Raw genomic sequence first — 23378 nt, forward strand, 5'->3', positions numbered from 1 at the left:
ATGTAATGGATCGCAAGCTGCTTCTGATCATTCTGGACGGTGTTCCATGGCGCAACTGGCGCAGGTTGTTTGGCAATCTGGAAGGCTGGGTCGACAGTGGCGATGCACAACGGTGGAAGGTGCGCTCGGTCCTGCCGTCCACATCCGCCAGTTGCTATGCCTCGATCCATACGGGCGTCACGCCTCAGGATCACGGCTGCACCGGCAACAGCAACGTGTTCCGATTGGCCCAACCCGATATTTTCAGTCAAGTGCGCAAGGCGGGCGGAATTACCGGTGCCGTCACGCATAGTTTCTGGTCCGAATTCTTCAACCGTGCACCCTTCGATCTGGTGCGCGATATTGAGTATGACGAGCCGGACAGCCCAACAATCAACCATGGTCGGTTTCACACGATGACAGGTTACGGGCTGATCAACCAAACCACGCCTGCCGACATTGATCTGTTCGCAACTCTGACCATGCTTTGCGATAGGTTCGGATTAAACTATGGCATTCTGCACACCTGCACATTGGACAGTATGGGTCATAGGTTCGGGCATGAATGCCGAGAAATGGACCACGCCTGTTTTCAGGCCGACGAGCAGCTGGCGTTGTTCATCAACCGTTGGCGCGCCGACGGGTACGAAATTATCGTTACCGCTGATCATGGCCAGACCGATCGTGGTCACCACGGCGGGCGCGAGGAACTACAACAGGATGCGGCGCTGTATTACTTCGGCCCCGCGACCGGCCCCGACTTCGACGACCGACTGGACCAGTTGCAGATTGCGCCCACGATCCTGTCGCGACTGGGGGCACCCATCCCTGAAACCATGAAAGCCGAGGTATTCTTGACATGACTTGGGCCATTCCCTGCCCCGCGCAATCGTTTCTGACAATCGCCGGGTCGGATGACCACTTTCCCGTGCGCCGCATTTACTGCGTCGGCCAGAATTACGCCGCGCATGCGCGTGAAATGGGATCGAACCCCGACCAGGAACCGCCCTTCTTTTTCTCAAAGCCCGCCGATGCGCTGGTCGCTGACGGGGCAACAGTTCCCTATCCCCCCGGCACCGACAGCTTGCATCACGAGGCCGAGCTTGTGGTCGCTATCGGCGTTGGCGGTGCCGGCATTGCGCGTGATGCAGCCCTGGATCACGTCTGGGGATACGCGGTTGGCAATGACCTGACCCGACGCGACATTCAAGCATCCGCCAAGAAGATCGGGCGGCCCTGGGACATGGCAAAAGGTTTTGATCACTCGGCCCCTTGCGGGCTGCTTCATCCGGTTTCTGTCACGGGTCATCTGACCAGTGGGGCGATCAGCTTGACAGTGAATGGAGAGACGCGCCAGTCGTCTAACCTGTCTGATCTGATCTGGCCGGTCGCCGATGTAATCGCCTATCTTTCGTCGTTGGTTGCGCTTGCCCCCGGTGATCTGATTTTTACCGGAACCCCCGAGGGCGTCGGCCCGCTTGTACCGGGCGATCAGTGCGTGGTTGAAATCGAAGGTCTGGGCCAACTAACGACCCAAATCGGAGACAAGACTGGTTAACCTGTGATTGACGACAGATGCAGGACCAAACTGTCCCGAGCACCAAGAATATGACGTTCGGTCAAAGCTGCGGCTTCGTCTGCATCGCCACGCTCGCAGGCGCTTTGAATTTGCATATGCTCGGAATTTGCGCGCGACATGCCTTCGCTTAACACCAATTGCGCCCGAAGATAGCGGTCGATCCTGTTCAACGCGCCGTCGATGGCCTCAAGATGATACGTCAGACCGCTGGCGTTGTAGAGCGTCGCGTGGAACTGCCGGTTCAGATCCCCCCATTTCATCGGATCTGCTTCTGAATGGAAGGCTTCGCAATAGTCACGCGCCCGGGCCAAAATGTCTGGCGTCATTCTTGGCACCGCATGGCGAATCACATGCGGCTCTAACACAGCGCGAAAGTCAAAAATCTCGGACGCTTCGGTTGAAGACAACGACGACACAACCGCCCCTTTATAGCGCTGCGACCGCACCAGCCCGTGTTCCTCAAGCCGCAAGATCGCTTCGCGGACCGGAATGCGCGAGGTATTGAACATCTTGGCAATCTCATCCTGACGTAACGGCGCTCCTTCCTCAATCTCGCCTTCAATGATCGCTTTCTTCAGCGCATCAAAGATGATCGTGGCGGCAGACGCAGTCTTGGAAATATCGACAGATCTGAGTTGCATCAAAAGGCCTCCTTGCCCGCGCACACCCTACCAAAGGACGGCGGATCATTGAAGTAGTGAGAGATTATTATTGCATATTGGATCCAATTTACAATAAGACAAAACAGGATTAAACAATCAAACCATTCGCGCCACTCATCACGCCTTTCCGGCCACGAAGGAGACCCCGATGAACACAGACATCTTCACAGGCTGCATTCCCGCCCTGATGACCCCGTGCACATCTGACCGCAAACCAGACTACGACGCACTGGTAGCCAAAGGATTGGAGCTGATCGCCGCCGGCATGTCGGCCGTTGTCTATTGTGGCTCCATGGGCGATTGGCCGCTTCTGACCGACGACGAGCGGATGGAGGGCGTGGCCCGCCTGACTGCTGCGGGCATCCCGGTTATCGTCGGCACCGGAGCGGTAAACACCAAGATGGCTGTGGCCCACGCCGCCCACGCCGCGAAGGTTGGCGCAAAGGGTCTGATGGTGATCCCCCGCGTCTTGTCGCGCGGATCGTCGCCCGATGCCCAACGCAAACATTTCGCGGCCATTTTGTCGGCGGCCCCCGACCTGCCCGCCGTGATCTACAACAGTCCCTATTACGGCTTCGCGACCCGCGCGGACCTGTTTTTTGCGCTCCGGGATGAACACCCGAACCTAATCGGCTTCAAAGAATTCGGAGGCGCGGACGACCTGCGCTATGCCGCCGAAAACATCACCTCGAAAGACGACGACATCACCTTGATGATCGGCGTCGATACGACCGTATTCCACGGTTATGTAAACTGCGGCGCAACCGGGGCCATCACCGGCATCGGCAACGTACTGCCACGCGAAGTGCTGCATCTTGTTGCCCTTAGCAAAAAAGCCGCCACCGGAGACCCCGATGCCCGCGTAAAGGCGCAAGAACTTGAAGACGCGTTGGCCGTTTTATCTAGCTTCGACGAAGGCCCTGATCTTGTGCTCTATTACAAACATCTGATGGTGATGACCGGAGACGATGCCTATCGCACCCACTTCAACGAAACCGATGCATTGACAGATGCCCAGCGCAACTATGCGGAAAGCCAATTCCACCTGTTCCGCAATTGGTATTCTGCGTGGTCCAAGCAGGAAGGTGTCGTCGCCGAATGCGCGTGATCGACAGCCATACCGAAGGCGAACCCACTCGGGTCATCCTGTCGGGCGGGCCCGATCTTGGCACCGGCAACCTCTCCGACCGTGCCCGGCAGCTTCGTGATGAGCATAGCTGGATCTATACCGCGACGCTGGCTGAACCTCGAGGCCATGATGCCATGGTCGGCGCGCTTCTTGTACCGCCATCCGACCCGACCTGCGCGGCGGGTGTGATTTTTTTCAACACGGTTGGCAACCTTGGCATGTGTGGACACGCCACCATTGGGCTGACCGCGACTCTGGCGTATCTAGGACAGATCGGTCCCGGCACCCACCGGATCGAAACCCCGGTTGGCGTTGTGACGGCCCAACTTGAGGACCCTAACACCGTGCGGGTCACCAATGTCGTAAGCTATTGCCTGCAATCTGGCGTAACGGTCGAAGTCGATGGCATCGGTCCTATCACGGGCGATATCGCTTGGGGCGGTAACTGGTTTTTTCTGACCGAGTTCGACCGGATCGACCTTTGCCCAAGCAACATCCCAGCTCTCACCCAAGCCGCACATGGTATCCGCTCGGCATTGAACCGTGCCCAGATCACCGGAGCTGATGGAGCCGATATTGATCATATAGAGCTCCTCGGCCCGCCAAAATCTACCACCGCACAAGGCCGCAACTTTGTTCTCTGTCCCGGCGGTGCTTATGATCGATCACCCTGCGGCACCGGGTGTTCAGCCAAGCTGGCCTGTTTAGCCGCGGACGGTAAGCTCTCGGAAGGCGTTGTCTGGCAGCAGGAAAGCGTGATCGGCAGCAGCTATGACTGCAGCTATGTTACCCACCCTTCGGGCGGCATTGTGGCCACCATTCAGGGGCAGGCTTTCGTTACGTCCGAAGCCACTTTGGTATTCAACACTGCCGACCCGTTTCGGGGTGGCATTTGCACCCACAAACGCGAAAGCTGACACAGAGCGCCTCGTCCTTTGGAGAACCGGAATGACAAACAATCCCATCGACATTGTCGTTATCGGCGCGGGGATCATCGGGGTCAGCACGGCGCTTGAGCTTCAGGCGCGGGGTCGCACCCCACTGCTGATCGACCGCGAAGGCATCGCCGCCGAGACATCGCGTGGCAATGCGGGAGCCTTCGCATTCTCCGAAATCGAACCGCTTGCCACACCAGGCATCATGCGGCGCGCGCCAAAATGGCTGCTGGATCCGCTGGGACCATTGTCTATTCCACCGTCTTATGCGTTGAAAATTGCCCCTTGGATGCTGAGATTCTGGCGCGCCAGCTGGGCGGATCGATATGATCATGCAGTCACGGCACAAACCCGCCTGATGAACCATTGCGAAGCCGCCTTCGAACGGCAGCTTTCCCGGTTCGGGGATGCGAACATGATCCGCCGCGAAGGACAACTGGAGCTTTATGAAGGCGCGCGGGCTTTCGAACAAGCGCAACCCAAATGGCAACGCAGGTCCGATCTTGGCATCGACGTTACGCTGCTGACCAGTCCCGGTGACATCGCCGAAATTCAACCAGGCCTGAGCCGGAAGTTTACCCACGCCGGTTTCACGCCCGGTTGGTTCAACACCACGGATCCTCAGAAATGGACCGAATCGTTGGCTCGCAGATACGCCAATCAAGGCGGTGGGTTTGAAGCACTAGAGATTAGCGATCTTACACCCCGCTCTGATCACATTGAACTCGTGACGGACAAAGGCAAACTGCAAACCAAACAAGTCGTCATTTGCGCAGGAGCTTGGTCGCACAGGTTGGCCGCAAAAATCGGCGATTCCATCCCGCTAGAAACCGAGCGCGGATATAACACAACTTTTGAACATACGACCGTAGACCTGAAAACCCACCTGACCTTTGCCCAACATGGTTTTGTCATGTCCAAGATCGGGGTTGGTTTGCGCATCGGTGGCGCAGTCGAACTTGGTGGACTGGACCTGCCTCCCAACTATCGCCGTGCGGAAATTCTGGTGCAGAAAGCAAAATCATTCATGCCTGAGCTAGACGTGTCGGATGGCACGCAATGGATGGGCTATCGCCCTTCGCTGCCTGACAGCCTGCCGGTCATCAGTCCTTCTGGCGCCGGTGATCGCGTGATTTATGCTTTTGGGCATGGGCATCTGGGTCTGACCCAATCGGCTGGCACCGCGGAACTGGTCGCAGACCTTGCCATGCGCGCCAATCCAGCAGTCGATCTTGCACCCTTTGCTGCTACACGATTCTGATCTTGGGGCCTGGCATCTATTGATCTTGTCGCACGATGTTGGTGACAAGCACATCATGGACAACTGCGCCCAATATACTGGTCGCCACTTCACGCAACGCTCGGCGTAAATTGGTCAGACGGCTTGTTTGTGTAAAAACACCATCAAAGCCGCCAGTATTGGCGTGGTTGAACATGACCTGCAAAAATTCATCACGCAGCTTCGGCTCGCGCTGGTAAACGGCTTCGCGATTTCCTGTAGAGACCTCAAGGCTAAGCGACAGAACGACAAGCGCCGTCACCTTCTCATCGTTTACGATCGGGATCACGAACTGATTGTTTATTTTAACAAATTCACTGTCCACATCCGCATGGGCAATCACGTCGGGGTCTGACTGACTATCATCCTCGCCGCCGACATCTCCGCACGGGTTTACTATTTCTGGCGCAGGTGGCGGTTTCAGGAAATACCCGGCGCCACCCCCTGCCGCCAACCCGATCAAAGCCAGCACTATCGGAAATATTTTTCCCATGTCGCCCCCTTAGAACGGCAGGATGATGTCGGTGACCTGCTGGCCGTATCGAGGCTGCTGAACGTCACTTATCTGGCCACGCCCACCATAGGAAATCCGCGCCGATGCAATCTTGTCATACGAGATTTCATTCTGGCGCGAGATATCTTCGGGCCGTACGAAGCCTGTGACCAACAGCTCGCGCAGTTCGAAGTTCACGCGCACCTCTTGCGTGCCCTGAATCTTCAGAACACCATTGGGCAGGGTACCAATCACTGTCGCAGCGACACGCAACTCAAGCTTCTCATTCCGTTTCACGGACCCGTTGCCGTTGGACGCACTGCTGGATGACAGCGACACTGCATTTCCCATCGACGCACCATCAGGCAGATCTTTGTCGATGGATTGCGGCAGGCCGAAAAAATTGGGCACTCCCATCTCCTCGGACCCGGAACGTGCACGCTTTGAACTGTTTGAAAATTCGGCGCGATCGTCAATTTCGATGACGACGGTCAGAATGTCCCCGGCCTGCTGCGCCCGCCGGTCACCCAACAGCGATTGGCGCCCACCGCTCCACAGTGATGCCCGCACCGGAGAACTTTTCGCAGGTGCCGTGCGCGGCAGGGCCGACGCGCTCATCGCAACATGTTCCGCGCTCATTTCCACCGGGTTCAAATCCGGTGCCTTTCCGACATTCTTCATACGAGTGCATGCGGAAACAACGATCGAAGTGATCAACAAGATTGTAACAGGACGCATGGAAAATCCCTTGATTTCAATTACGTGTGTATGAGACAGACACCGTTCCATCCGCCTGAACAGAGCCGGTAACAGTGGTGCGTGATGACAGGTTCAGGATGCGGACCCGGTCGCCGATACCTGCCCGGCCAAGACTGCGACCTTCGGCCAGAATGGTCAGCGGACCCGACACATAGGCCAGCGTCACGATCTGATTGCGTTCGACCAGCGCGGGCGGACCGACATCGTTCACCAACACGGGGCGACCTGCATACAACACGACGCGCGCTTCCTGCCCAACTACGTCTTCGATGAACTGAAAGCCACCGGGCATATCCGACGCGACAAGTTTCAGATCCTGCACCGTGACGACCGCATTGGCTCGTATGTTACGTGCGGCCACAACAGTATCGGCCAACGCCATGGTGGTTGAGGAAAGAAGCAGAAAAAGGCTGAACAGCACTCGCATCACCGCACCTGCGTCGTTGCCGCAAGCATTTGGTCGGCGGCGGTGATGACCTTCGAATTCAGCTCGTACCCGCGTTGCGCTGCGATCAGTTCGGTGATCTCGCGTACAGCATCAACCGAGCTGTTCTCCAGATAACCCTGGCGCAGGGTACCCCGCCCATCTTCACCCGGCGCTCCGACGAATGCGGGACCAGAGGCAGGTGTTTCGCGAAACAGGTTCGATCCAATTGCTTCAAGCCCCTTTTCGTTCGTGAATCCCGCAAGTGTAAAAGCGCCCAAAAGCTCTGGTTCGACCGCGTCTTCGAAATAGGCGTAAACCTCGCCATCTGCGTTGATCGAGATGGATCTCGCATCACTGGGAACAGTGATCTCAGGCGCGACCGCATAACCATCCGAGGTCACGATCAAGCCGTCGCCGGACAGCTTCAAACCGCCATCTCGCGTGTAACCGGATCCACCCGAGGGCAACGTCACCTCGAAATAGCCCTTGCCTTCGATGGCGATGTCCAGGTTGCCATTAGTTTGCGACAGCGTGCCTTGTTGCACCAGCATCGACACGGATGTTGGGCGCACACCCAAACCCAGTTGAATCCCTGTGGGCAACGCGGTGCCGTCCGAGGCGCTTATCGTGCCTGCCCGGGCCATCTGTTGGTAATGCAGGTCAGCAAATTCGGCCCTCCGCGCGTTGTATCCGGTCGTGGACATGTTGGCGAGGTTGTTCGAGATCGTTTCGACCCGCATTTGTTGCGCCAACATACCTGTAGCTGCGATGTTTAATGCACGCATAGAGAACCCCTTTATCCGGCGACGGTTTTCAGGACGGAACGGATACGCTCGTCCTCTTTTTCAAGAAACTTCTGGCCCAGCTCATAGCTGCGCTGAACTTCGATCATGCGGGCCACTTCGGAGATCGGATCGACATTCGACCCCTCCACATAGCCCTGCAATATCGCAGTATCGTCCAGCACTGTTTCCACTCCACCGGGTGCCTCAAACCGGACGCCATCGCGGTGCAGAAGATCGTTCTGGTCCGTAGGAGTATAAAGCCCGATTTGTGCCACAGCCCTACCATCAATTGACAATGTTCCATCTGCGGCCACAGAAACTGTTTGGGCATCTGGCGGAACAAAGACAGGCGCCCCACCACCATCCAGAAGCCGATACCCATCGGGTGTGGATAATTCACCCTCAGCCGATGGCGTAAATGATCCGGCGCGCGTCAAGAACTGACCCTCGGATCCGTCAAGCAGGAAGAACCCCACCCCCTCGATCGCAAAATCGAATGAACCGCCGGTTTGGGTCAGCGCCCCTTGTTGAAGGTCAAGCGCCCGCGTGTTCGCCATCGCCATGGAAAGTGACGGATCACCCGGTGCCAGCGCGTGGATATATTCCGAGAACACAACACCTTCGCGCCGAAAGCCGGTGGTCGACGCGTTGGCAATGTTGTTCGCAACGCTCTGCATCTCGCGCATCAAGCCCGATTGGCGGGTCAGCGACGTATAGCCGATATTGTCCATGCCTATCCCCCTACAATCAGCGGGATCACCCGCAGTTGAAAGAATCCGACAAGGGTTTCGGTCATGAACCCCATGCTGGCCCAGAACACCACAAGGATCGCAATCAGTTTTGGAACGAAGGTCAGCGTCATTTCCTGGATTGAGGTCAGCGCCTGGAACAGCCCGACGATCAGACCTGACAGCAGCGCCACGGTCAGGATCGGCAGCGAGATCATCACCGCAATCCAAAGACCCGCGCGCAATGTGTCGTAAAAGATAATCTCATCCATCATCAGATCGGCATCCTCAGAATTTCCTGATAGGCCTCGACGACCTTGTCCCGCACCGTCACAGCGGTTTCGACTGCCAGTTCGGTCTGCGCCAACGCCTGGACCAGTGCGTGCGGGTCTGCGTTGCCCGACAGCGCGGCCATCGCGGTTTTTTCACCCTGCTGGATAGTCTCGGCAAAGCTGTTGGCAGCCGTCGCAAACGGGTTCGTGCTTTGTTCATTCTGCGGCGCTGGCGTCGCAGCCTGTCGCGACGCGGCATACTGCTGGGCGGCAAGAGTTGATCTGATATCCATGGCGCAAAATCCTATCGGCGCAGAAGGTCAAGCAGACTGCGCGACATCTGTCGGGCCTGATCGAACATCTTGAGGTTGGCTTCGTAACTGCGTTGTGCTTCACGGGCGTCCGCAATCTCAATCACAAGATCGACGTTCGATCCTTGATAGTGTCCGGTTTCGTCCGACATCGGGTGCGCCGGGTCATAAATGGCAGGAAGGGCTGTCTGATCCAGTGTCACCCGCCCCGACCGCACGGCACCGGTGGCTTGCCCACCGTCCATCACCGCTTCGAAACTGGCCAACTTACGGCGGTATCCGGGCGTATCGGCGTTGGCGATATTTTCCGACACATGACGCAGGCGGTTTGCCTGGCTTTGCATACCGGATGCGGCAGCGGCAACTGAAGATTTCAGGTCATTCATCTCGCGTCACCTCACCTGCGGGCCAGCGCTGTGCGCATGATGCCCAGCGAGGTTTTATAGACGGTCAGGGCAAGATCATGATCGCGTTTTGCCTCGGCGGCGGCCATCATCTCAGTCTCTAATGCGACCGAGTTGCCGTTGGGCGACATCGCCCCTGCACGATACACCGCCTGCTGTTCAGGATCAGGTCGTCCTGACGACCCGTTCAAGTGACCGACACGTGTGGCGTGCATTGCGGTGCCACTATCGTCGCGAATTGTGTCCGCAAATGACGCAATATCCTTGGCGCGGTAACCGGGTGTGTCGGCATTCGCAACGTTCCGCGCGATGACCGATTGGCGGGCGGCAGCGTGTTGCGCCAGCCCCACGGCTTTGGTCAGGATACTCATTTTTTCAAACATCGGGGCTTCTCCCTCGATTGGCTTCAACCAAGGCTTAACCCCGATTCCTTTAAAAACAGTTTCAGCAATTGATTGGAGATAACGCGTGACCCAGATCGGATTTGAACAATTGACCGCCGAAGTTTCTTCTGTACGCACCGTCTGTGATGTCGGGCGTATTGTTGAAATTGGCCGGGGCACTGTGCGGGTGCGCGGCTTGTCATCGGTCGCGGCGCAAGCTGATCTTGTCGATATTCGCCCCAGAACCGGGCGCCCGCGTATGGGTGAAATCCTGAACTTGAGCACCGATACCGTGACGATTCTTCCCGATGGGGATGTTGAAGGGTTGCAGATTGGGGATCAGGTTGTTCTGCAAGGGCGTGCCGAGATTGCGCCCGACGACAGTTGGATTGGACGTGTGATCGATCCCATGGGGCAGGCGATGGATGGACGGCCGATACTACGAGGCACTCGAGCCACCCCGCTGCGCGGGCAACCCGCGAACCCGACCGAGCGTCGTGCACTTGGTGCACGGTTGGAAACAGGACTTGCGGCCTTTAACACGTTTCTGCCCATCGTACGTGGGCAGCGGATCGGTTTGTTTGCCGGGTCTGGTGTCGGCAAGTCGACATTGCTGGCAAAACTCGCACTTGGCGTGCAGGCTGATGTTGTGGTGATCGCGCTGATTGGTGAACGTGGGCGCGAGGTACGGGAGTTTGTTGATCGGGTGTTGGGGCCGGAGGGGATGAAGCGTGCTGTCGTGGTCGCGGCAACTTCAGATCAGTCGCCCATGATCCGACGCCGGTGCGGTTGGGCTGCGATGACCGTGGCCGAACACTTCCGCGATCAAGGCTTGCACGTACTGCTACTGACCGACAGCATCACCCGTTACGCCGAAGCGCACCGCGAAATCGCACTTGCGGCGGGCGAAGGTGGAAATCTACGGGGATTTCCCCCATCCACCGCTCAGCAAATCACTACACTGTGCGAGCGGGCTGGGCCGGGCGCTGGCATGGCCGGCGACATCACCGCCGTTTTTTCGGTTCTTGTGGCCGGTTCGGATATGGAGGAGCCCGTCGCCGACATTCTGCGCGGCGTGTTGGACGGGCATGTCGTCTTGGATCGCAACATTGCAGAACGAGGCCGCTTTCCAGCAATAGATTTGCTGCGCTCGGTATCAAGAGCGCTACCAGAAGCCGCAACAGATGACGAAAACGCCTTGATCTCTCAAGGGCGCAAACTGCTGGGGCAATACAGCAAATCAGAAATGATGATCCAGTCCGGCCTTTATACCGCCGGATCTGACCCCGTTTTGGATCAGGCGATCGCAGCTTGGCCTGACCTCGATGCCTTTCTGACTCAGGCGGAAACAAAAAACAGCTCTGCCAGCTTTCAGCGCCTTGCGGCGTGTATGGCACCCAGATGAGGCCTGATCTGCACAAGGGGCTAAATCGTCTGAAGCAGGCTTAATGCAATCGCGCCACTAGACATCGACGCGGTGCCGGATGCGATCTGAGATCGCACGAGGAAAAGCCGATTTAGCTCGTCGACTTTACCCTGATCCGCAAACTGATCGACAGTGCTGCCACCAAGATATTGGTCGGCTTTGTCACGGAAGGTTTCCAGCTGTTGATCGATATCGACGGTCCCGAACGCGCTGGGCAAGCCGAAGGCTGTCTGAAACACTTCGCGCAACGGTGGATTGCCCATGATCTTGAACCATTTCGTATCATCTGAGCCAGATCCGTTCACGATATCAGACAGTTGATGATCCAATGTCATGGCCAGCCGCATGTTTGCATCTTGCTCACCCACCGCAGTTTCAAACTGCTTTTGTCGGTAGGCATCAGCTATTCGGGATCCGAAATCTGAGATCTGCGTGCGCGGTATGTCGTAGTCACCGAATCCGAAATCCTTGGCAAACTCCAGATATCGTTTGTCGGACAGTTTGTTGGCAAGGTCGCCGGTGTCCAGAGTGCCATCGTCCAGCACTTTTTTTATGAAATAGGTGTTATTGATATCGTCGTCCAACCCATAGGCACCCAATGCGACACGCATTAGACGATGATCACTGATCAGATCTTTACTTGTTTGGACCGCCCCTATCTTTTCTTCGAAGTACTGTGTGTCTCGCTGGATTGCAGGCGAAGCATTAAATGCCGCCTGTTGCGCGACCCGTGTGCGCTGCAGAAACGCCCAACCCGCCGCGCCGCCCATAGGTATGACGGGTTGATAGCTCATGAAAGGCGTGCGCCTAGCAGGCGTTCCTCGCGCGGCAACAAAGCGCGCAATTGTTTAAGTGCAAGGTAGTGCTGATCCTCAAGCACAGCCGATGTCGCCAAGGAAAGCAGATCGCGGCTGTCCACGTCCGTCAAAACTTGGCTCAACTGCTCGATCCCGCGCAAAAGCTGCAAGCGGGCATCGTCTTTGGAGACATCACCTGACAGAACAAGCTGCGCGATGTAGCAAACCCTGCGAACCGGCGTATTGGCATCTTCCGGGTGGATCGCATCCCGCAGTCGCAGGATGTTGGCATCAGGCGTGACGATGGAGAGGCGCGACCGGCGATCGCCGTTCTCGATCACCGCTCCGTTGATCAAAACACGTTCTTTCGGGCTAAGCTTCAGAACAAGACCACTCACGACGCACCTCCAGACTGGCGCAATCCACGCATAATGGCTGTGTTCACATCAACGAGAACGGAAACATCTTCACCCTCGGACAGAATTTTTCGGCTATGATCGGCCGTAAACTCAGCCAGGAAAAAAATGCGTGCCCGCAATTCGTTGGGCAGAGCATTGCCATCATCTGCGACATCCGCGGCAAGCAAAGTCCATAGACGGCGGTTTTCATGAAGAGCTGCGGCCAGATTGGCGAAGCCTGTGGAAGGAGCCCGGCTCAATTGGTGTGTGACCTTTGCGAATGCATCGTATTCTATTCCGCGAGATGTGCCCAACGGTGCGCGGGAGGATGTGTTGTAGGCCGTTTTGGCCAAGGTGACTGCGTTCACGGGGATATCCTTCCTGTGACGGGTAATGTGCGAAGGGTAGGATGAGGGCGCCATTTTGGCGCCCTCAAGTCAGATTAGCGGAACAACGACAGAATGTTCTGCGGTGCCTGGTTGGCAATCGACAATGCCTGCGTGCCAAGCTGCTGCTGAACCTGCAGTGCCTGCAACCTCGCCGAAGCTGCTTCCATATCGGCATCCACCATTGCACCAATGCCGGCTTTCAGAGAATCCGACAGCTTGCCCACAAAGTTGGATTGAATTTCGATCCGGCCTTCAACCGAACCAAAAGTGGCCGAGGCATCAATCGACGTCTGGATCATGTTTTCAATTGCGCCAAGGGCTGCATCAGCACCTCCGCTGGTCGATACGTCCATTGTCGCCAAACCTGAAAGACCGCCCGATCCACGCGACGCGCTGAAAGAGAACGCGGCATCCGCGTTGGTTTCGTTGGTGATCACCAACTGAGCCGCATTGGTGTCGATGTCCATGCTGAAGCTACTTCCATCAAGCCCTTGTGCAACCATCGCGTTCTTCATGCCTGCCACAACAGATTCTGCTGTATCACCTTCCTTGATGACATAGTTCCCCTGAACGGTTCCGATAGTCAGGGAAAGTTGATCACCAACGACCAAACCCGTGTTTACGGTCGTATCAACTCCTGCCGCATCTGGCATCACCGCGGCAGTCGCCGTCGCGCCACCGGTGGCATCAAGGAATGCAAACGTATCCAACGTGATCGAATCGTTTGTGCCACCGTCATTGGCGTCGATCACTCCGGCCGTGCCGGTATCCGTTCCGACCGAAGCGGCCCCGCCTGCCAGCACCGTACCCGCCGTCAGCGACAAGTTTTGCGCGTCCACACCAATCGAACTGGTAACAATGGAACCATCGGCCTTCCGATCAAGTGATGATAGAACGTCGACGCCGGTATTGCCATTAGCATTGGTTCCGGTCTGCGACCCATCGACTAGGTTCAATCCGTTGAACTGCGCCGCACCAACAACGGATGTGATCTGGTTGCGAAGTGCCACGATGTCAGTCTGGATCTTACCTCGGTCGACATTGTCTTCCTGTGCTGCCACGATCTTGGATTTGATTTCTGTCAGCAGGTCAGTCACGGTTTCCGACGCCTGACGCGCGACCGCGACGGTGCTTTCACCCAGCGACAAACTGTCTGAGATACCTTTGAAGCCTTTAACGTCGGCTTCCATCACCTTGGAAATCGCCCAAACCGCTGCATTGTCTTTGGCTGACCCGATGGCCTTTCCCGTCGAGATTTCCGCCTGTGTGCTGGCAAGATTCGAGTTGATTGATTTCAATGTCTGAAGTGCGACCATCGCACTGTTATTGGTCAGAATACTGGACATTTGATACTTCCTTTAGTTATTGGCGCTTTACGCCAAATTTCGTGACCGCCTTCCAAGGCGGATCTGCAAGTCTTTCTGACCGTTGCGTTGCCAACTACGCGGCACGCGCCACCCATTGGGATGCAGAACGAAACTGACCCGAATGACCTAAAGGAAGTCTGAATCCAACCACCCTGCTTGCCTTCAATTTGAGATAACATTTTCCTGGTCAGGCTTTCCGCTCCAGACATGAGTCCCGCTTCGACAAATCCTGCGCCTGACCTTCGCGCGTATAGGTGCGCAGTTCAGATCGACCGGACACCAAAGCCTCCAGCCGCAGTTTGGCGGCTCGAATTCCTCTGGCAGACGCTGCCAATAATTGCTGGTTTTGATCGGCCCGCCGACGAAGTTTTTCAAGCGCCGCTGGATGTCCCTCCGGCACTCTTAATCGGTTCAGTAGTCGCTCTTTATCAGGCGCAAGACTGGACAGCTTTTCGAAATCACCAGCAAGAATCGCGGCCCGCTCTCGCTTCAGCAGATCTTCTAGTGCGTTCGCAATACTTGCTGGGTTAACGCCCGCCATTGCCTTGCTCCTTTAATGCTTCGAACAACGACTGAGCCAACCCGATACCGCCTGTTTTCACCATTTCCTCAGCCTGTGCCTGACGCAGAAACGACGCAAATTGATCTTCACCTGCGCCACCGCCGAAACTGTCAGGGGTTTTGTCGACGCCTGCAGATTTCAGCATTTCAGACAGAAAACTAGCTTCCAGCTTGCGTGCGACATCCATCAGGCGGGCATCATTTTGCCCCATGGAATCAGGACGTGATGGTGCGCTTGTTAAGTGTGTGGGTCCAACTGCATCCATGTTCGTCTCCCTTTTGACGACAATTTTTCTGGTTATCGCAGCAAGCAGTAAAGAACTGGTAACTTGCTGCTGCCATGATCATCGAAACGGAGTCAGAACACCCGGAATATGACATGCAGCTACACCCCGCCACTCCGACTAATGGGTCCATTGATGGCGACCCTCGGCAAGCGCCCAGACTAGGCAAACAGCCGACGGTGGCGGATATGGATGCAAAAGCAATCGCCCCATTTTCTTTGGGTAACGACATATCCTTCTCAGGGTTTGCGGCGGAGGTGTCTGCCCCGCGAATATCTCAGCCTCTTCACACGCGCTTAGAAATATCTGGGTTGCAAGAGGATGCTGAAACCGAGCTTCAGCTAAGCCTCGACGGTCACAACATCGAAACGCCCGAACTGTGTAAATCCGGCGGCCTTCACATGACTGAACCTCAGGCGCTTTCCTCATCCCATTCCATTCCCACCGGCAGCATCTCAAGGCCAGATAAGGCAAGCCAACTTGTTTCACCCGAAATGTCAGATAGGGTTGATGGCGGGACGCAGAAGATCAGCAAGATGCCACAGCTGATTCCTGAAACAACGCATTCCACTAGTGTGTGGGGCGATTGGAAAGTCATTCCAAGCCTTGATCACGCCCAGGCATCCATTAGCGACCCACTACAAACGGCAGCCGGACCAAGGGACGGTCATCTGCCCAGCAACGCTACCCCGACCCCTCATCGGGCGTCGGCGCCGCTGGATACCGCTCAGCCAAACGCGACCCAGCTATTTTTTCCAACCGCAACCAACCCAACGCCCGTGGGCGCCGTCGTTCAAACGACGCTGACACCACCCTTGCCCGCTGGCCAAGGCGTACTTGATCCTGCACCACTGAAGGCGATGGGTCATTCTGCCACCGAGATGCCTGAAGCAAAGCCGGTTGCTATGACGCCCGGCACGACTTCGTATGACCCTGTAAAAGTAGCTTCGAAGGTTTCAGTTTCGGACGATCCGGCACAATCAGCACGATCTGAGCGACTGCCCCAAGATGGATGGTCACGCAGCGAAGCCAAAACCACACAAACGCATGCGTCGCCGTCACTGTCGTTTACGGCGACACCCGCTATAGCTGGCTCTCCAAACTTAACAACCCTGTCGGCTCATTCTCTGGATGACCCATCTACAACGGTCGAAACATTTATTGTGCCAGATAAGGCACTGCCAGACATGAATACGCCCCAAATTCGCGATGCCGGCCTGTCTGTCGCGCACGCCCGTTCATCGCCAGAATTGCCACGTCTTATTGCTGCACAACTGGCCGACGTTGTGCGATCTAATTCTGACAAACCGGTCGAACTGACACTGAACCCTGAAGAGTTGGGACGCGTGCGGATGAGCTTTCAGACCGAAGCAAGTTCGTTGAACGTCATCGTTCAAGTTGAACGTCCCGAGACGCTGGACCTGATGCGTCGTCATATCGAACAACTTGCGCAGGATATGCACGCGTTGGGGTATGACGATGTCAGCTTCTCGTTCCGGCAACAACAGCAAGACACTGCTTCAGGCGGGCAATCGCAGCAGCCTGGGTCACCGCCAGCTACAGTTCGCAATGACGCCGCTAACACGCTTGCGACACAAGACGTGGTTCAGATCCAAGTCGGAGAAACCACCGGCATCGATATTCGGATCTAGAAAGGACACCCAATGGACGTATCTCAGACCATGCCCGCCGCCTTGACGGCTAGCCCCGCTCAATACTCCGACGGAACGAAGAACGGCGACCCCGTGATCTCGTCCGATTTTGAAACTTTTCTAAAGATGCTGACCGCGCAGATGGAAAATCAGGATCCGCTGAACCCGATCGAATCCTCCGACTACGCCGTGCAATTGGCGACCTTCTCGGGTGTCGAACAACAGGTGCGGACCAATGACCTTCTGGATGGGCTCGGGACAAAACTTGGCCTGATGGGGCTGTCTGATATTGCCGGCTGGGTAGGGATGGAAGCTCGGGTCGCTGCCCCAGTTCTGTTTGACCAAACACCGATCACGCTGGTGCCACAACCGGCAATTGGTGCCGATGAAACAAGGCTGGTCGTCAAAAACGCAGCCGGCGATGTTGTTGAAACTAAAATCATACCAACCTCGACCGATCCGGTTCAATGGGCTGGTGTGGATCAGTCAGGCAATCCACTGCCGCGTGGCATCTATTCGTTCGAACTGGTCAGCTCTGGCAATGGTGTTCACCTTTCCACCGACCCGGTACAGGCGTATTGCAAGATCACCGAAAGCCAGAACACCGATGGAAAACTGTGGCTGATCCTTGATAGCGGCCAAAAGGTTCAGGCGGATACGGTTTCAGCGATCCGCGATACGTGATGGATGCGGTTGCCCTTGACCCCCCTCCATCATAGCTTGGCTTTGATTTGAAACGGTGCCGCTGGAATGAACAAGAATCCGACACAGTCAAAACAGGATCAACTAAGGCGTATCTGGTCAGATGCGGAAGTGATTCCTGACTGCGCAAAATGGTCCCTGCTGACTGGCGGTCGCACCAATCTGATCTGGCGGGTTGATATACCCGGCGCGCCAACATTGGTGTGTAAGCTTTTTCGTCCAAACACCGACACACCGCTTTTCGCCAATGACGGCACTCGCGAGGCGCTGGCATTGCGTGCCCTCGCCGGATCATCCATCGCACCAGAGCTTGTGGCTTTTCAGGACAGCACACTTGGAGAAACCATTGTCTATCGACATATTGACGGCCAACCTTGGAGCGGTGATGTCGCGGCTGTTGCTCGGGTGATGGCCCGTCTACACGCTCGTGACCTGCCAAAGGGGTTGCCAGAACTGACCGTCACACCGACTTCGTTGATCGCCGACGGTCATGGTTTGTCGCCTTTAAACCTGACGCCGCCGCCGATGCGTCCAAAAAATCTGCCAGATGCCCGCCGCGTTTTTTTGCATGGAGACATTGTTCCAGGGAACATGCTGGACACGTCAGACGGGCTGCGGCTGATTGATTGGCAATGTCCTGTCACTGGCGACGCCAGTGCCGATATCGCAATATTTCTGTCGCCGGCCATGCAGGTGCTTTACGGCCACCGTGCTTTAAGCAGCGGTGAGATCGATCATTTCCTGTCGGCTTACTTGAAAGAAAGCGGCGACGATCAGACCATCGCGCGTTATCACGCGCTGGCACCGCTGTATCATTGGCGCATGGCGGCCTATTGCCGTTGGAAAAGCGCACGTGGTGATCAGGACTATGCCCGCGCAGCCTCGCTTGAATTGGATCGGTTAGAGCAGACTTGAAACCCAGACTGCAGCAAGGGCGATCCCGCCACCAAGCGTCACATATCCCATTGCCCGAACCGGACGCGCCTTGTCGGTTTCCGGCAGCGGCGTGGATTGTCTGATCAGAGCGGCCTCGGCCAATTCCGGCAGACGCGGACCGAACCGAGCAAGCACACGCACCGTACGCGACAGATCACTGAGCAGCGCCTTCGGGCCAATCGAATTGGCGATATAGCTTTCCACCACCGGCTTTGCGACCTGCCAGATGTTGATATTCGGATTCAGAGACCGCGCCACTCCTTCGACCACAACCATCGTGCGCTGCAGCAAAATCAACTCGGTGCGGGTTTCCATCCCAAATTTCTCGGTCACTTCGAACAGATAGGACAACAGCCGACCCATCGAAATCTGCGTGGCATCCATGCCGAAGATCGGCTCTCCCACAGCACGCAAGGCGCGTGCGAATTCTTCGACATTGCGGTCGGCGGGCACATAGCCCGCTTCGAAATGCACCTCGGCCACACGGCGATAGTCGCGATTGATAAAGCCGTACAGAATCTCTGCATAGACCCGGCGGGTGTATTCATCGATCCGCCCCATGATGCCGAAATCAATGGCGATGATATCTCCGTTGGCGGCGAATTTCAGGTTACCCTGATGCATGTCACCGTGGAAAAGCCCATCGCGCAACGCATGCGACAGGAACAGTTGCAGCACCCGTTCGCCCAGCGCATCCATATCCAGGCCCGAGGCGCGGATGGCAGGCAGATCGTTGGCCGGTATCCCTTCGCCCCAACCCAGCGTCATGACAGTTCTAGCCGACAAGCCCCAATTGACCTTGGGCACAACAAACCCAGCATCATGTGCGGTATTTTCGGCAAACTCGCTGGCCGAAGCACTTTCCAGCCTCAGGTCCAACTCGCCCATCACCACGCCCTCGAAATGTTCGACCACGTCAGTGGGACGCAGGCGGCGGGTAGAGGGTAGCAAAAACTCGATGACCCCGGCCGAGAAATGGAAAGCATCAATATCAGTGCGGAAAGCGCGTTCGATATGCGGTCGCAAAACCTTAACCGCCACCTCTTCTCCGGTGGCGGCGATGCGCGCGCGATGGACTTGTGCAATCGACGCAGCGGCGACGGGTTCTGAGAACTCCGAGAACACCTCGTCGATCTTGATGCCCAGTTCCTTTTCGACCATTCGCCGGGCAACGGCAGACGGAAAGGGGGGAAGCTTGTCTTGCAGATATTGCAATTGATCCGACAGCTCCGCACCAACAACGTCGGGGCGTGTCGATAAAATCTGGCCAAACTTGATATAGGCTGGGCCAAGTGCGGTGATCGCACGTGTCAGCGGCGGTAAAGATGTATCACCCTTTTTGCCCAGCCACGCGAATGGGAAACCGACAATTCGGGCAGCTAGGCGAATGATCGGCGGTGCGTTCATCGCGTCCAACACAACGCCCATCGCGCCTGTCCGCTGAAAAGTCGCACCGGTGCGGATCAGCCGCCAGATGTTGTGAGGTCCACGCATCCTAGATTTTCCACCCTGAATGCAGCGCCGCGATGCCCAGAGACAGGTTGCGATACTTGACGTTCTCGAAACCTGCGTCGCGGATCATCTGGGCAAACGTCTCTTGATCGGGGAATTTGCGAATGGATTCGACCAGATACTGATAGCTGTCCGCGTCGTTCGCGATCAATTTGCCCATGCGGGGAATGACGTTGAATGAATAGAGATCATAGAGCTTCTGCATTCCGTCATTAGGAAGCTGGCTGAACTCCAGTACCATCAGCCTCCCGCCGGGTTTCAGCACGCGATACGCCTCGCGCAGCGCATCGGGGATACGGGTTACGTTGCGGATGCCAAAGCTGATCGTGTAGCGATCGAAGCTGTTGTCTTCGAAGGGCAGCGCCATCGCGTCGCCCACCACCCAGTCAAGGTGGTCGGCCTTGTTGGCCGCGTCCGCGCGCTTGCGGCCTTCGACCAGCATCGACTCTGTCATGTCCAGCACAACGGCAGAGGCCTCGGCCGCGCGGTCAAGAAACCGGAACGAGATATCGCCGGTGCCACCTGCGACGTCCAAAAGCCGCTGACCGTTTCGCGGCGCCAACCAATCCATCATCGCGTCTTTCCAGACACGGTGAATGCCGACCGACATGACGTCATTCATGATGTCATATTTCGACGCGACGTTGGTGAAAACACCATGAACCATCCCGGCCTTGTCGTCCTCGGCCACGGTCTTGAACCCAAAATGGGTTGTTTTCTTCTCGGATGTGCTCATCAGGCTTGCCCATTCCTTGCGATTGATCCCTCATATCCCGACGAATACCCACGCACAATGGAGAGGCGTCCGATATGCCCGAATTACCAGAGGTCGAGACGGTTCGTCGCGGCTTGTCCCCCGTGATGGAAGGCGCGCGGATCGTGCGGGCCGACATTCGGCGCGGTGGGTTGCGCTGGCCGTTTCCGGACCGGCTGGCGGAGCGGCTGACCGGTGCGCAGGTTCTGCGGCTAGGGCGGCGGTCGAAATACCTTCTGGCCGATTTGGATACGGGCGAGACACTGATCACCCATCTTGGCATGTCAGGGCGGATGCTGATCTCGGGCCATAGGCTGGGCAAGTTTCACCACGAACACCCGGCGCCTGAGAAACATGACCACGTGGTGCTGGACATGGACAATGGCGCGCGGGTGACGTTCAACGATCCACGACGCTTTGGTGCGATGGATCTCTGTGACACGTCAGGGCTTGAGGCCCACAAGCTGATCCGTGTTCTGGGGCCGGAACCATTGGGAAACACCTTCGACGAGCTATATCTGATCGACGCGCTCAAACACCGCAACTCCCCCATCAAAACTGCGCTGCTGGATCAGGGAATCATCGCAGGGCTTGGCAATATATATGTGTGCGAGGTGCTGTTTCGGGCTGGCATTCATCCGACACGCAAGGCTGCGCGGCTGTCCTCGCCTCGAATTTCCCGACTCGTTCCGATCATCCGCGACGTGTTGGGCGAGGCGATCGAAAGCGGGGGGTCGTCACTGAACGATTACCGGCAAGCCGACGGCGAACTGGGCTATTTCCAACACAATTTCCGGGTTTATGGTCGCGAAGGTCAGGCCTGCGTGACGCAAGGTTGCACTGGAAAAGTAAGACGAATCACGCAATCGGGGCGGTCAACATTCTATTGTGCGCAATGCCAAAGATAACTTGATCACTGGGACTGGCGGCCTTACGACTCCGCTTCGACCACCACGGAGAATGGCAAGGGGAACCATGGCCTATAAAAATATTATCGTTGAGATCGAAGATCACATTTGCCTGATCAAGCTCAACCGACCCGACGCGCTGAACGCTCTTAACCTTGACCTGCTTGGCGAACTTGGTGACGCCTTGGCGGAAGCTCAGCAGAACGACAAGGCGCGCTGCATCGTCATCACCGGATCGGAAAAAGCCTTCGCTGCCGGGGCCGACATCAAAATGATGGCCGAGAAAAGCTTCGTCGATGTCTTCGCGGGCGACCTGTTCACGCCGGAAGAAGACGCGATCATGCGCATTCGCAAACCGATCATCGCAGCCGTGTCCGGCTATGCGCTGGGCGGCGGGTGCGAGCTTGCAATGATGTGTGACTTTATCATTGCCGCGGATACCGCAAAGTTCGGCCAGCCCGAGGTGAACCTGGGTGTTATGGCTGGAATGGGTGGCAGCCAGCGTTTGACCAAGCTTGTTGGTCGCGCCAAGTCGATGGACATGAACCTAACCGGTCGTTTCATGGATGCGGAAGAAGCGGAGCGTTCGGGGCTGGTCAGCCGCGTCGTGCCAGCCAAGAAGCTGATGGACGAAGCCATGTCCGCTGCCGCCAAGATTGCAGAAAAATCGATGATCACAGTTATGGCCATCAAAGAGGCCGTAAACCGCGCCGAACAGCTGCCGCTGACCGAAGGCATCCTGTTTGAGCGTCGTTTGTTTCATTCGCTCTTTGCGACCGAGGATCAAAAAGAAGGCATGGCCGCCTTTACCGAGAAGCGTGAACCACAGTTCCGCGACAAGTAACACTTTAAGGGTTCCCTTTACGGACGTTTTTCCGTAAAGGGTGCCGTCATACATGCGCGTGAGGCCCGCTTTGGCCAGAATCACCGGTTCTGAACCCGGTCGGGTGCTGGCGCGCAACTACTGAACTGTAACAGACCCGAAGAAGGGATCAGACATATGGCAAACTCACGCCAATCAAAAAAACGCGCCCGCCAGAACGACGCCCGTTTTGCTGTAAACAAAGCCCGCCGTTCGCGTATTCGCACCTTCCTGCGCAAAGTTGAGGAAGCGATCGAAACTGGCGACAAAGAAGCAGCGTCCGCAGCCCTGAAAGCTGCACAGCCCGAATTGATGCGCGGCGTGACCAAGGGTGTTTATCACAAGAACACAGCCGCACGGAAAGTGTCGCGCCTGTCGGCTCGGATCAGATCCTTGGGCTAAACGCGATTCTGGTCGAAAGACTCGGTTTTTGAAAAACAGACGGAGCGTGTCCTCAAAGGCACGCTCCGTTCTCATTTTCGGCGGTAAAAATTGCATTAGTGCAAGCGGCTTGGGATTCGTTTTCGGAAAGGATGAGTCAAGCGCGACTTTCTATTGCACGCGCCGCAGACAGGTTGCTAGTTTGCCTTCAGCGATTCACATCGCTGACTTGGGACTATGATACAATCAAGGGTAAGCCCTTGAAAAATTAGGTTAAAATTTGACCTGAAGATTGAATCGGAGCCTGTCCGGTGCAATCGACGT

At 56.5% G+C, this 23378-nt stretch carries 30 protein-coding genes; 12 read left to right on the forward strand and 18 right to left on the reverse strand.

Features of this window, described 5'->3' with window-relative positions:
- Positions 1-5: 5 nt before the first annotated feature.
- Together MWU51_RS13350 and MWU51_RS13355 are read left to right on the forward strand one after the other, a co-directional pair.
- The gene (locus tag MWU51_RS13350) at positions 6-842 is read left to right on the forward strand and encodes an alkaline phosphatase family protein (protein WP_247037854.1); all 837 of its coding nucleotides are present in this window, start codon (positions 6-8) and stop codon (positions 840-842) included.
- Positions 839-1537 carry a fumarylacetoacetate hydrolase family protein gene (locus MWU51_RS13355; protein WP_247037856.1) on the forward strand — a complete coding sequence of 233 codons (699 nt, stop codon included), beginning with the start codon at positions 839-841 and terminating at the stop codon, positions 1535-1537. The genes MWU51_RS13350 and MWU51_RS13355 overlap by 4 nt, the downstream gene beginning before the upstream one ends.
- Here MWU51_RS13355 and MWU51_RS13360 read toward each other — a convergent pair.
- Complete coding sequence (locus MWU51_RS13360; RefSeq protein ID WP_247037858.1) at positions 1534-2199, reverse strand: GntR family transcriptional regulator; 666 nt, start codon at positions 2197-2199, stop codon at positions 1534-1536. The genes MWU51_RS13355 and MWU51_RS13360 overlap by 4 nt on opposite strands.
- 169 nt (positions 2200-2368) lie before the next feature.
- On the opposite strand from MWU51_RS13360, the gene MWU51_RS13365 reads away from it, so the two are divergent.
- From MWU51_RS13365 to MWU51_RS13375, 3 genes are read left to right on the forward strand one after another with little or no spacing between them, the layout of a single operon-like run.
- Entirely contained in the window at positions 2369-3328 is a 960-nt protein-coding gene (locus MWU51_RS13365; RefSeq protein WP_247037860.1) for a dihydrodipicolinate synthase family protein, read from the forward strand.
- The gene (locus MWU51_RS13370) at positions 3319-4266 is read left to right on the forward strand and encodes a proline racemase family protein (RefSeq protein ID WP_247037862.1); all 948 of its coding nucleotides are present in this window, start codon (positions 3319-3321) and stop codon (positions 4264-4266) included. Before MWU51_RS13365 ends, MWU51_RS13370 begins: the two co-directional genes overlap by 10 nt.
- Before the next feature lie 31 nt (positions 4267-4297).
- Entirely contained in the window at positions 4298-5545 is a 1248-nt protein-coding gene (locus MWU51_RS13375) for an FAD-binding oxidoreductase (protein WP_247037864.1), read from the forward strand.
- A 16-nt stretch (positions 5546-5561) separates the two neighbouring features.
- Here MWU51_RS13375 and MWU51_RS13380 read toward each other — a convergent pair whose 3' ends face one another.
- The 9 genes from MWU51_RS13380 to MWU51_RS13420 are packed head-to-tail and all read right to left on the reverse strand — an operon-like array spanning position 5562 to position 10125.
- Positions 5562-6056, reverse strand: a complete 495-nt coding sequence (locus tag MWU51_RS13380) for a flagellar basal body-associated FliL family protein (protein WP_247037866.1) — start codon at positions 6054-6056, stop codon at positions 5562-5564.
- Between the two features lie 9 nt (positions 6057-6065).
- On the reverse strand, positions 6066-6794 hold the full coding sequence (flgH, locus tag MWU51_RS13385; RefSeq protein WP_247037868.1) for a flagellar basal body L-ring protein FlgH: 729 nt from the start codon (positions 6792-6794) through the stop codon (positions 6066-6068).
- A 16-nt stretch (positions 6795-6810) separates the two neighbouring features.
- Positions 6811-7242: a flagellar basal body P-ring formation chaperone FlgA gene (gene flgA / locus MWU51_RS13390; protein ID WP_247037870.1), complete on the reverse strand. Its 432-nt coding sequence runs from the start codon at positions 7240-7242 to the stop codon at positions 6811-6813.
- Positions 7242-8027: a flagellar basal-body rod protein FlgG gene (gene flgG, locus MWU51_RS13395; protein WP_247037872.1), complete on the reverse strand. Its 786-nt coding sequence runs from the start codon at positions 8025-8027 to the stop codon at positions 7242-7244. Before flgG ends, flgA begins: the two co-directional genes overlap by 1 nt.
- An 11-nt stretch (positions 8028-8038) precedes the next feature.
- Complete coding sequence (locus tag MWU51_RS13400) at positions 8039-8758, reverse strand: flagellar hook-basal body complex protein (protein ID WP_247037874.1); 720 nt, start codon at positions 8756-8758, stop codon at positions 8039-8041.
- A 2-nt stretch (positions 8759-8760) separates the two neighbouring features.
- Positions 8761-9030, reverse strand: coding sequence for a flagellar biosynthetic protein FliQ (locus MWU51_RS13405; protein WP_247037876.1), 270 nt, complete (start codon positions 9028-9030; stop codon positions 8761-8763).
- Complete coding sequence (fliE, locus tag MWU51_RS13410; RefSeq protein WP_247037878.1) at positions 9030-9320, reverse strand: flagellar hook-basal body complex protein FliE; 291 nt, start codon at positions 9318-9320, stop codon at positions 9030-9032. The genes MWU51_RS13405 and fliE overlap by 1 nt, the downstream gene beginning before the upstream one ends.
- An 11-nt stretch (positions 9321-9331) precedes the next feature.
- Positions 9332-9724 (reverse strand): flagellar basal body rod protein FlgC, encoded by a 393-nt coding sequence (gene flgC / locus MWU51_RS13415; protein ID WP_247037880.1) that lies wholly within the window; start codon positions 9722-9724, stop codon positions 9332-9334.
- 11 nt (positions 9725-9735) lie between these two features.
- Positions 9736-10125, reverse strand: coding sequence for a FlgB family protein (locus MWU51_RS13420; protein ID WP_247037882.1), 390 nt, complete (start codon positions 10123-10125; stop codon positions 9736-9738).
- Positions 10126-10210: 85 nt separating this feature from the next.
- On the opposite strand from MWU51_RS13420, the gene MWU51_RS13425 reads away from it, so the two are divergent.
- A complete protein-coding gene (locus MWU51_RS13425; RefSeq protein ID WP_247037884.1) occupies positions 10211-11530 on the forward strand; it encodes a FliI/YscN family ATPase in 1320 nt (439 codons plus the stop codon).
- Positions 11531-11550: 20 nt separating this feature from the next.
- Here MWU51_RS13425 and MWU51_RS13430 read toward each other — a convergent pair whose 3' ends face one another.
- The 6 genes from MWU51_RS13430 to MWU51_RS13460 all read right to left on the reverse strand — a co-directional run bounded on the left by MWU51_RS13430 (position 11551) and on the right by MWU51_RS13460 (position 15275).
- Positions 11551-12345, reverse strand: coding sequence for a DUF1217 domain-containing protein (locus tag MWU51_RS13430; RefSeq protein ID WP_247037886.1), 795 nt, complete (start codon positions 12343-12345; stop codon positions 11551-11553).
- Positions 12342-12746: a flagellar biosynthesis repressor FlbT gene (gene flbT / locus MWU51_RS13435; protein ID WP_247037888.1), complete on the reverse strand. Its 405-nt coding sequence runs from the start codon at positions 12744-12746 to the stop codon at positions 12342-12344. Before flbT ends, MWU51_RS13430 begins: the two co-directional genes overlap by 4 nt.
- Positions 12743-13114, reverse strand: coding sequence for a flagellar biosynthesis regulator FlaF (flaF, locus tag MWU51_RS13440; RefSeq protein ID WP_247037890.1), 372 nt, complete (start codon positions 13112-13114; stop codon positions 12743-12745). Before flaF ends, flbT begins: the two co-directional genes overlap by 4 nt.
- 74 nt (positions 13115-13188) lie before the next feature.
- Complete coding sequence (locus MWU51_RS17100; RefSeq protein ID WP_281502666.1) at positions 13189-14481, reverse strand: flagellin; 1293 nt, start codon at positions 14479-14481, stop codon at positions 13189-13191.
- Positions 14482-14689: 208 nt separating this feature from the next.
- Positions 14690-15043: a hypothetical protein gene (locus tag MWU51_RS13455; protein ID WP_247037892.1), complete on the reverse strand. Its 354-nt coding sequence runs from the start codon at positions 15041-15043 to the stop codon at positions 14690-14692.
- Positions 15030-15275, reverse strand: a complete 246-nt coding sequence (locus MWU51_RS13460; protein WP_247038854.1) for a rod-binding protein — start codon at positions 15273-15275, stop codon at positions 15030-15032. The genes MWU51_RS13455 and MWU51_RS13460 overlap by 14 nt, the downstream gene beginning before the upstream one ends.
- Before the next feature lie 608 nt (positions 15276-15883).
- On the opposite strand from MWU51_RS13460, the gene MWU51_RS13465 reads away from it, so the two are divergent.
- The 3 genes from MWU51_RS13465 to MWU51_RS13475 all read left to right on the forward strand — a co-directional run bounded on the left by MWU51_RS13465 (position 15884) and on the right by MWU51_RS13475 (position 18616).
- Positions 15884-16999: a flagellar hook-length control protein FliK gene (locus MWU51_RS13465; RefSeq protein ID WP_247037893.1), complete on the forward strand. Its 1116-nt coding sequence runs from the start codon at positions 15884-15886 to the stop codon at positions 16997-16999.
- A gap of 12 nt (positions 17000-17011) precedes the next feature.
- On the forward strand, positions 17012-17683 hold the full coding sequence (locus MWU51_RS13470; protein WP_247037895.1) for a flagellar hook capping FlgD N-terminal domain-containing protein: 672 nt from the start codon (positions 17012-17014) through the stop codon (positions 17681-17683).
- Positions 17684-17749: 66 nt separating this feature from the next.
- Complete coding sequence (locus MWU51_RS13475) at positions 17750-18616, forward strand: phosphotransferase (RefSeq protein WP_247037897.1); 867 nt, start codon at positions 17750-17752, stop codon at positions 18614-18616.
- Here the strand turns inward: MWU51_RS13475 and ubiB are convergent.
- Complete coding sequence (ubiB, locus tag MWU51_RS13480; RefSeq protein WP_247037899.1) at positions 18602-20131, reverse strand: 2-polyprenylphenol 6-hydroxylase; 1530 nt, start codon at positions 20129-20131, stop codon at positions 18602-18604. The two genes, MWU51_RS13475 and ubiB, sit on opposite strands and share 15 nt — an antisense overlap.
- A gap of 1 nt (position 20132) precedes the next feature.
- Complete coding sequence (ubiE, locus tag MWU51_RS13485; protein ID WP_247037901.1) at positions 20133-20885, reverse strand: bifunctional demethylmenaquinone methyltransferase/2-methoxy-6-polyprenyl-1,4-benzoquinol methylase UbiE; 753 nt, start codon at positions 20883-20885, stop codon at positions 20133-20135.
- A 74-nt stretch (positions 20886-20959) separates the two neighbouring features.
- Between ubiE and mutM the strand changes: the two genes are divergently transcribed.
- The 3 genes from mutM to rpsT all read left to right on the forward strand — a co-directional run bounded on the left by mutM (position 20960) and on the right by rpsT (position 23075).
- The gene (mutM, locus tag MWU51_RS13490) at positions 20960-21811 is read left to right on the forward strand and encodes a bifunctional DNA-formamidopyrimidine glycosylase/DNA-(apurinic or apyrimidinic site) lyase (RefSeq protein WP_247037903.1); all 852 of its coding nucleotides are present in this window, start codon (positions 20960-20962) and stop codon (positions 21809-21811) included.
- 67 nt (positions 21812-21878) lie between these two features.
- Positions 21879-22655 carry an enoyl-CoA hydratase gene (locus tag MWU51_RS13495; RefSeq protein WP_247037905.1) on the forward strand — a complete coding sequence of 259 codons (777 nt, stop codon included), beginning with the start codon at positions 21879-21881 and terminating at the stop codon, positions 22653-22655.
- Positions 22656-22811: 156 nt separating this feature from the next.
- Positions 22812-23075 (forward strand): 30S ribosomal protein S20, encoded by a 264-nt coding sequence (rpsT, locus tag MWU51_RS13500; protein ID WP_247037907.1) that lies wholly within the window; start codon positions 22812-22814, stop codon positions 23073-23075.
- Positions 23076-23378 lie beyond the last annotated feature (303 nt).

The sequence above is a fragment of the Aliiroseovarius sp. F47248L genome (genome assembly GCF_023016085.1).
GTDB lineage: Bacteria > Pseudomonadota > Alphaproteobacteria > Rhodobacterales > Rhodobacteraceae > Aliiroseovarius.

Bases quoted from the DNA above. Each gene is read 5' to 3' on its own strand.
- MWU51_RS13350 (WP_247037854.1), top strand. From the start codon at position 6: ATGGATCGCAAGCTGCTTCTGATCATTCTGGACGGTGTTCCATGGCGC.
- MWU51_RS13355 (WP_247037856.1), top strand. From the start codon at position 839: ATGACTTGGGCCATTCCCTGCCCCGCGCAATCGTTTCTGACAATCGCC.
- MWU51_RS13360 (WP_247037858.1), bottom strand. From the start codon at position 2,199: ATGCAACTCAGATCTGTCGATATTTCCAAGACTGCGTCTGCCGCCACG.
- MWU51_RS13365 (WP_247037860.1), top strand. From the start codon at position 2,369: ATGAACACAGACATCTTCACAGGCTGCATTCCCGCCCTGATGACCCCG.
- MWU51_RS13370 (WP_247037862.1), top strand. From the start codon at position 3,319: ATGCGCGTGATCGACAGCCATACCGAAGGCGAACCCACTCGGGTCATC.
- MWU51_RS13375 (WP_247037864.1), top strand. From the start codon at position 4,298: ATGACAAACAATCCCATCGACATTGTCGTTATCGGCGCGGGGATCATC.
- MWU51_RS13380 (WP_247037866.1), bottom strand. From the start codon at position 6,056: ATGGGAAAAATATTTCCGATAGTGCTGGCTTTGATCGGGTTGGCGGCA.
- flgH (WP_247037868.1), bottom strand. From the start codon at position 6,794: ATGCGTCCTGTTACAATCTTGTTGATCACTTCGATCGTTGTTTCCGCA.
- flgA (WP_247037870.1), bottom strand. From the start codon at position 7,242: ATGCGAGTGCTGTTCAGCCTTTTTCTGCTTCTTTCCTCAACCACCATG.
- flgG (WP_247037872.1), bottom strand. From the start codon at position 8,027: ATGCGTGCATTAAACATCGCAGCTACAGGTATGTTGGCGCAACAAATG.
- MWU51_RS13400 (WP_247037874.1), bottom strand. From the start codon at position 8,758: ATGGACAATATCGGCTATACGTCGCTGACCCGCCAATCGGGCTTGATG.
- MWU51_RS13405 (WP_247037876.1), bottom strand. From the start codon at position 9,030: ATGATGGATGAGATTATCTTTTACGACACATTGCGCGCGGGTCTTTGG.
- fliE (WP_247037878.1), bottom strand. From the start codon at position 9,320: ATGGATATCAGATCAACTCTTGCCGCCCAGCAGTATGCCGCGTCGCGA.
- flgC (WP_247037880.1), bottom strand. From the start codon at position 9,724: ATGAATGACCTGAAATCTTCAGTTGCCGCTGCCGCATCCGGTATGCAA.
- MWU51_RS13420 (WP_247037882.1), bottom strand. From the start codon at position 10,125: ATGTTTGAAAAAATGAGTATCCTGACCAAAGCCGTGGGGCTGGCGCAA.
- MWU51_RS13430 (WP_247037886.1), bottom strand. From the start codon at position 12,345: ATGAGCTATCAACCCGTCATACCTATGGGCGGCGCGGCGGGTTGGGCG.
- MWU51_RS17100 (WP_281502666.1), bottom strand. From the start codon at position 14,481: ATGTCCAGTATTCTGACCAATAACAGTGCGATGGTCGCACTTCAGACA.
- MWU51_RS13455 (WP_247037892.1), bottom strand. From the start codon at position 15,043: ATGGCGGGCGTTAACCCAGCAAGTATTGCGAACGCACTAGAAGATCTG.
- MWU51_RS13460 (WP_247038854.1), bottom strand. From the start codon at position 15,275: ATGGGGCAAAATGATGCCCGCCTGATGGATGTCGCACGCAAGCTGGAA.
- MWU51_RS13465 (WP_247037893.1), top strand. From the start codon at position 15,884: ATGCCACAGCTGATTCCTGAAACAACGCATTCCACTAGTGTGTGGGGC.
- MWU51_RS13470 (WP_247037895.1), top strand. From the start codon at position 17,012: ATGGACGTATCTCAGACCATGCCCGCCGCCTTGACGGCTAGCCCCGCT.
- MWU51_RS13475 (WP_247037897.1), top strand. From the start codon at position 17,750: ATGAACAAGAATCCGACACAGTCAAAACAGGATCAACTAAGGCGTATC.
- ubiB (WP_247037899.1), bottom strand. From the start codon at position 20,131: ATGCGTGGACCTCACAACATCTGGCGGCTGATCCGCACCGGTGCGACT.
- ubiE (WP_247037901.1), bottom strand. From the start codon at position 20,885: ATGAGCACATCCGAGAAGAAAACAACCCATTTTGGGTTCAAGACCGTG.
- mutM (WP_247037903.1), top strand. From the start codon at position 20,960: ATGCCCGAATTACCAGAGGTCGAGACGGTTCGTCGCGGCTTGTCCCCC.
- MWU51_RS13495 (WP_247037905.1), top strand. From the start codon at position 21,879: ATGGCCTATAAAAATATTATCGTTGAGATCGAAGATCACATTTGCCTG.
- rpsT (WP_247037907.1), top strand. From the start codon at position 22,812: ATGGCAAACTCACGCCAATCAAAAAAACGCGCCCGCCAGAACGACGCC.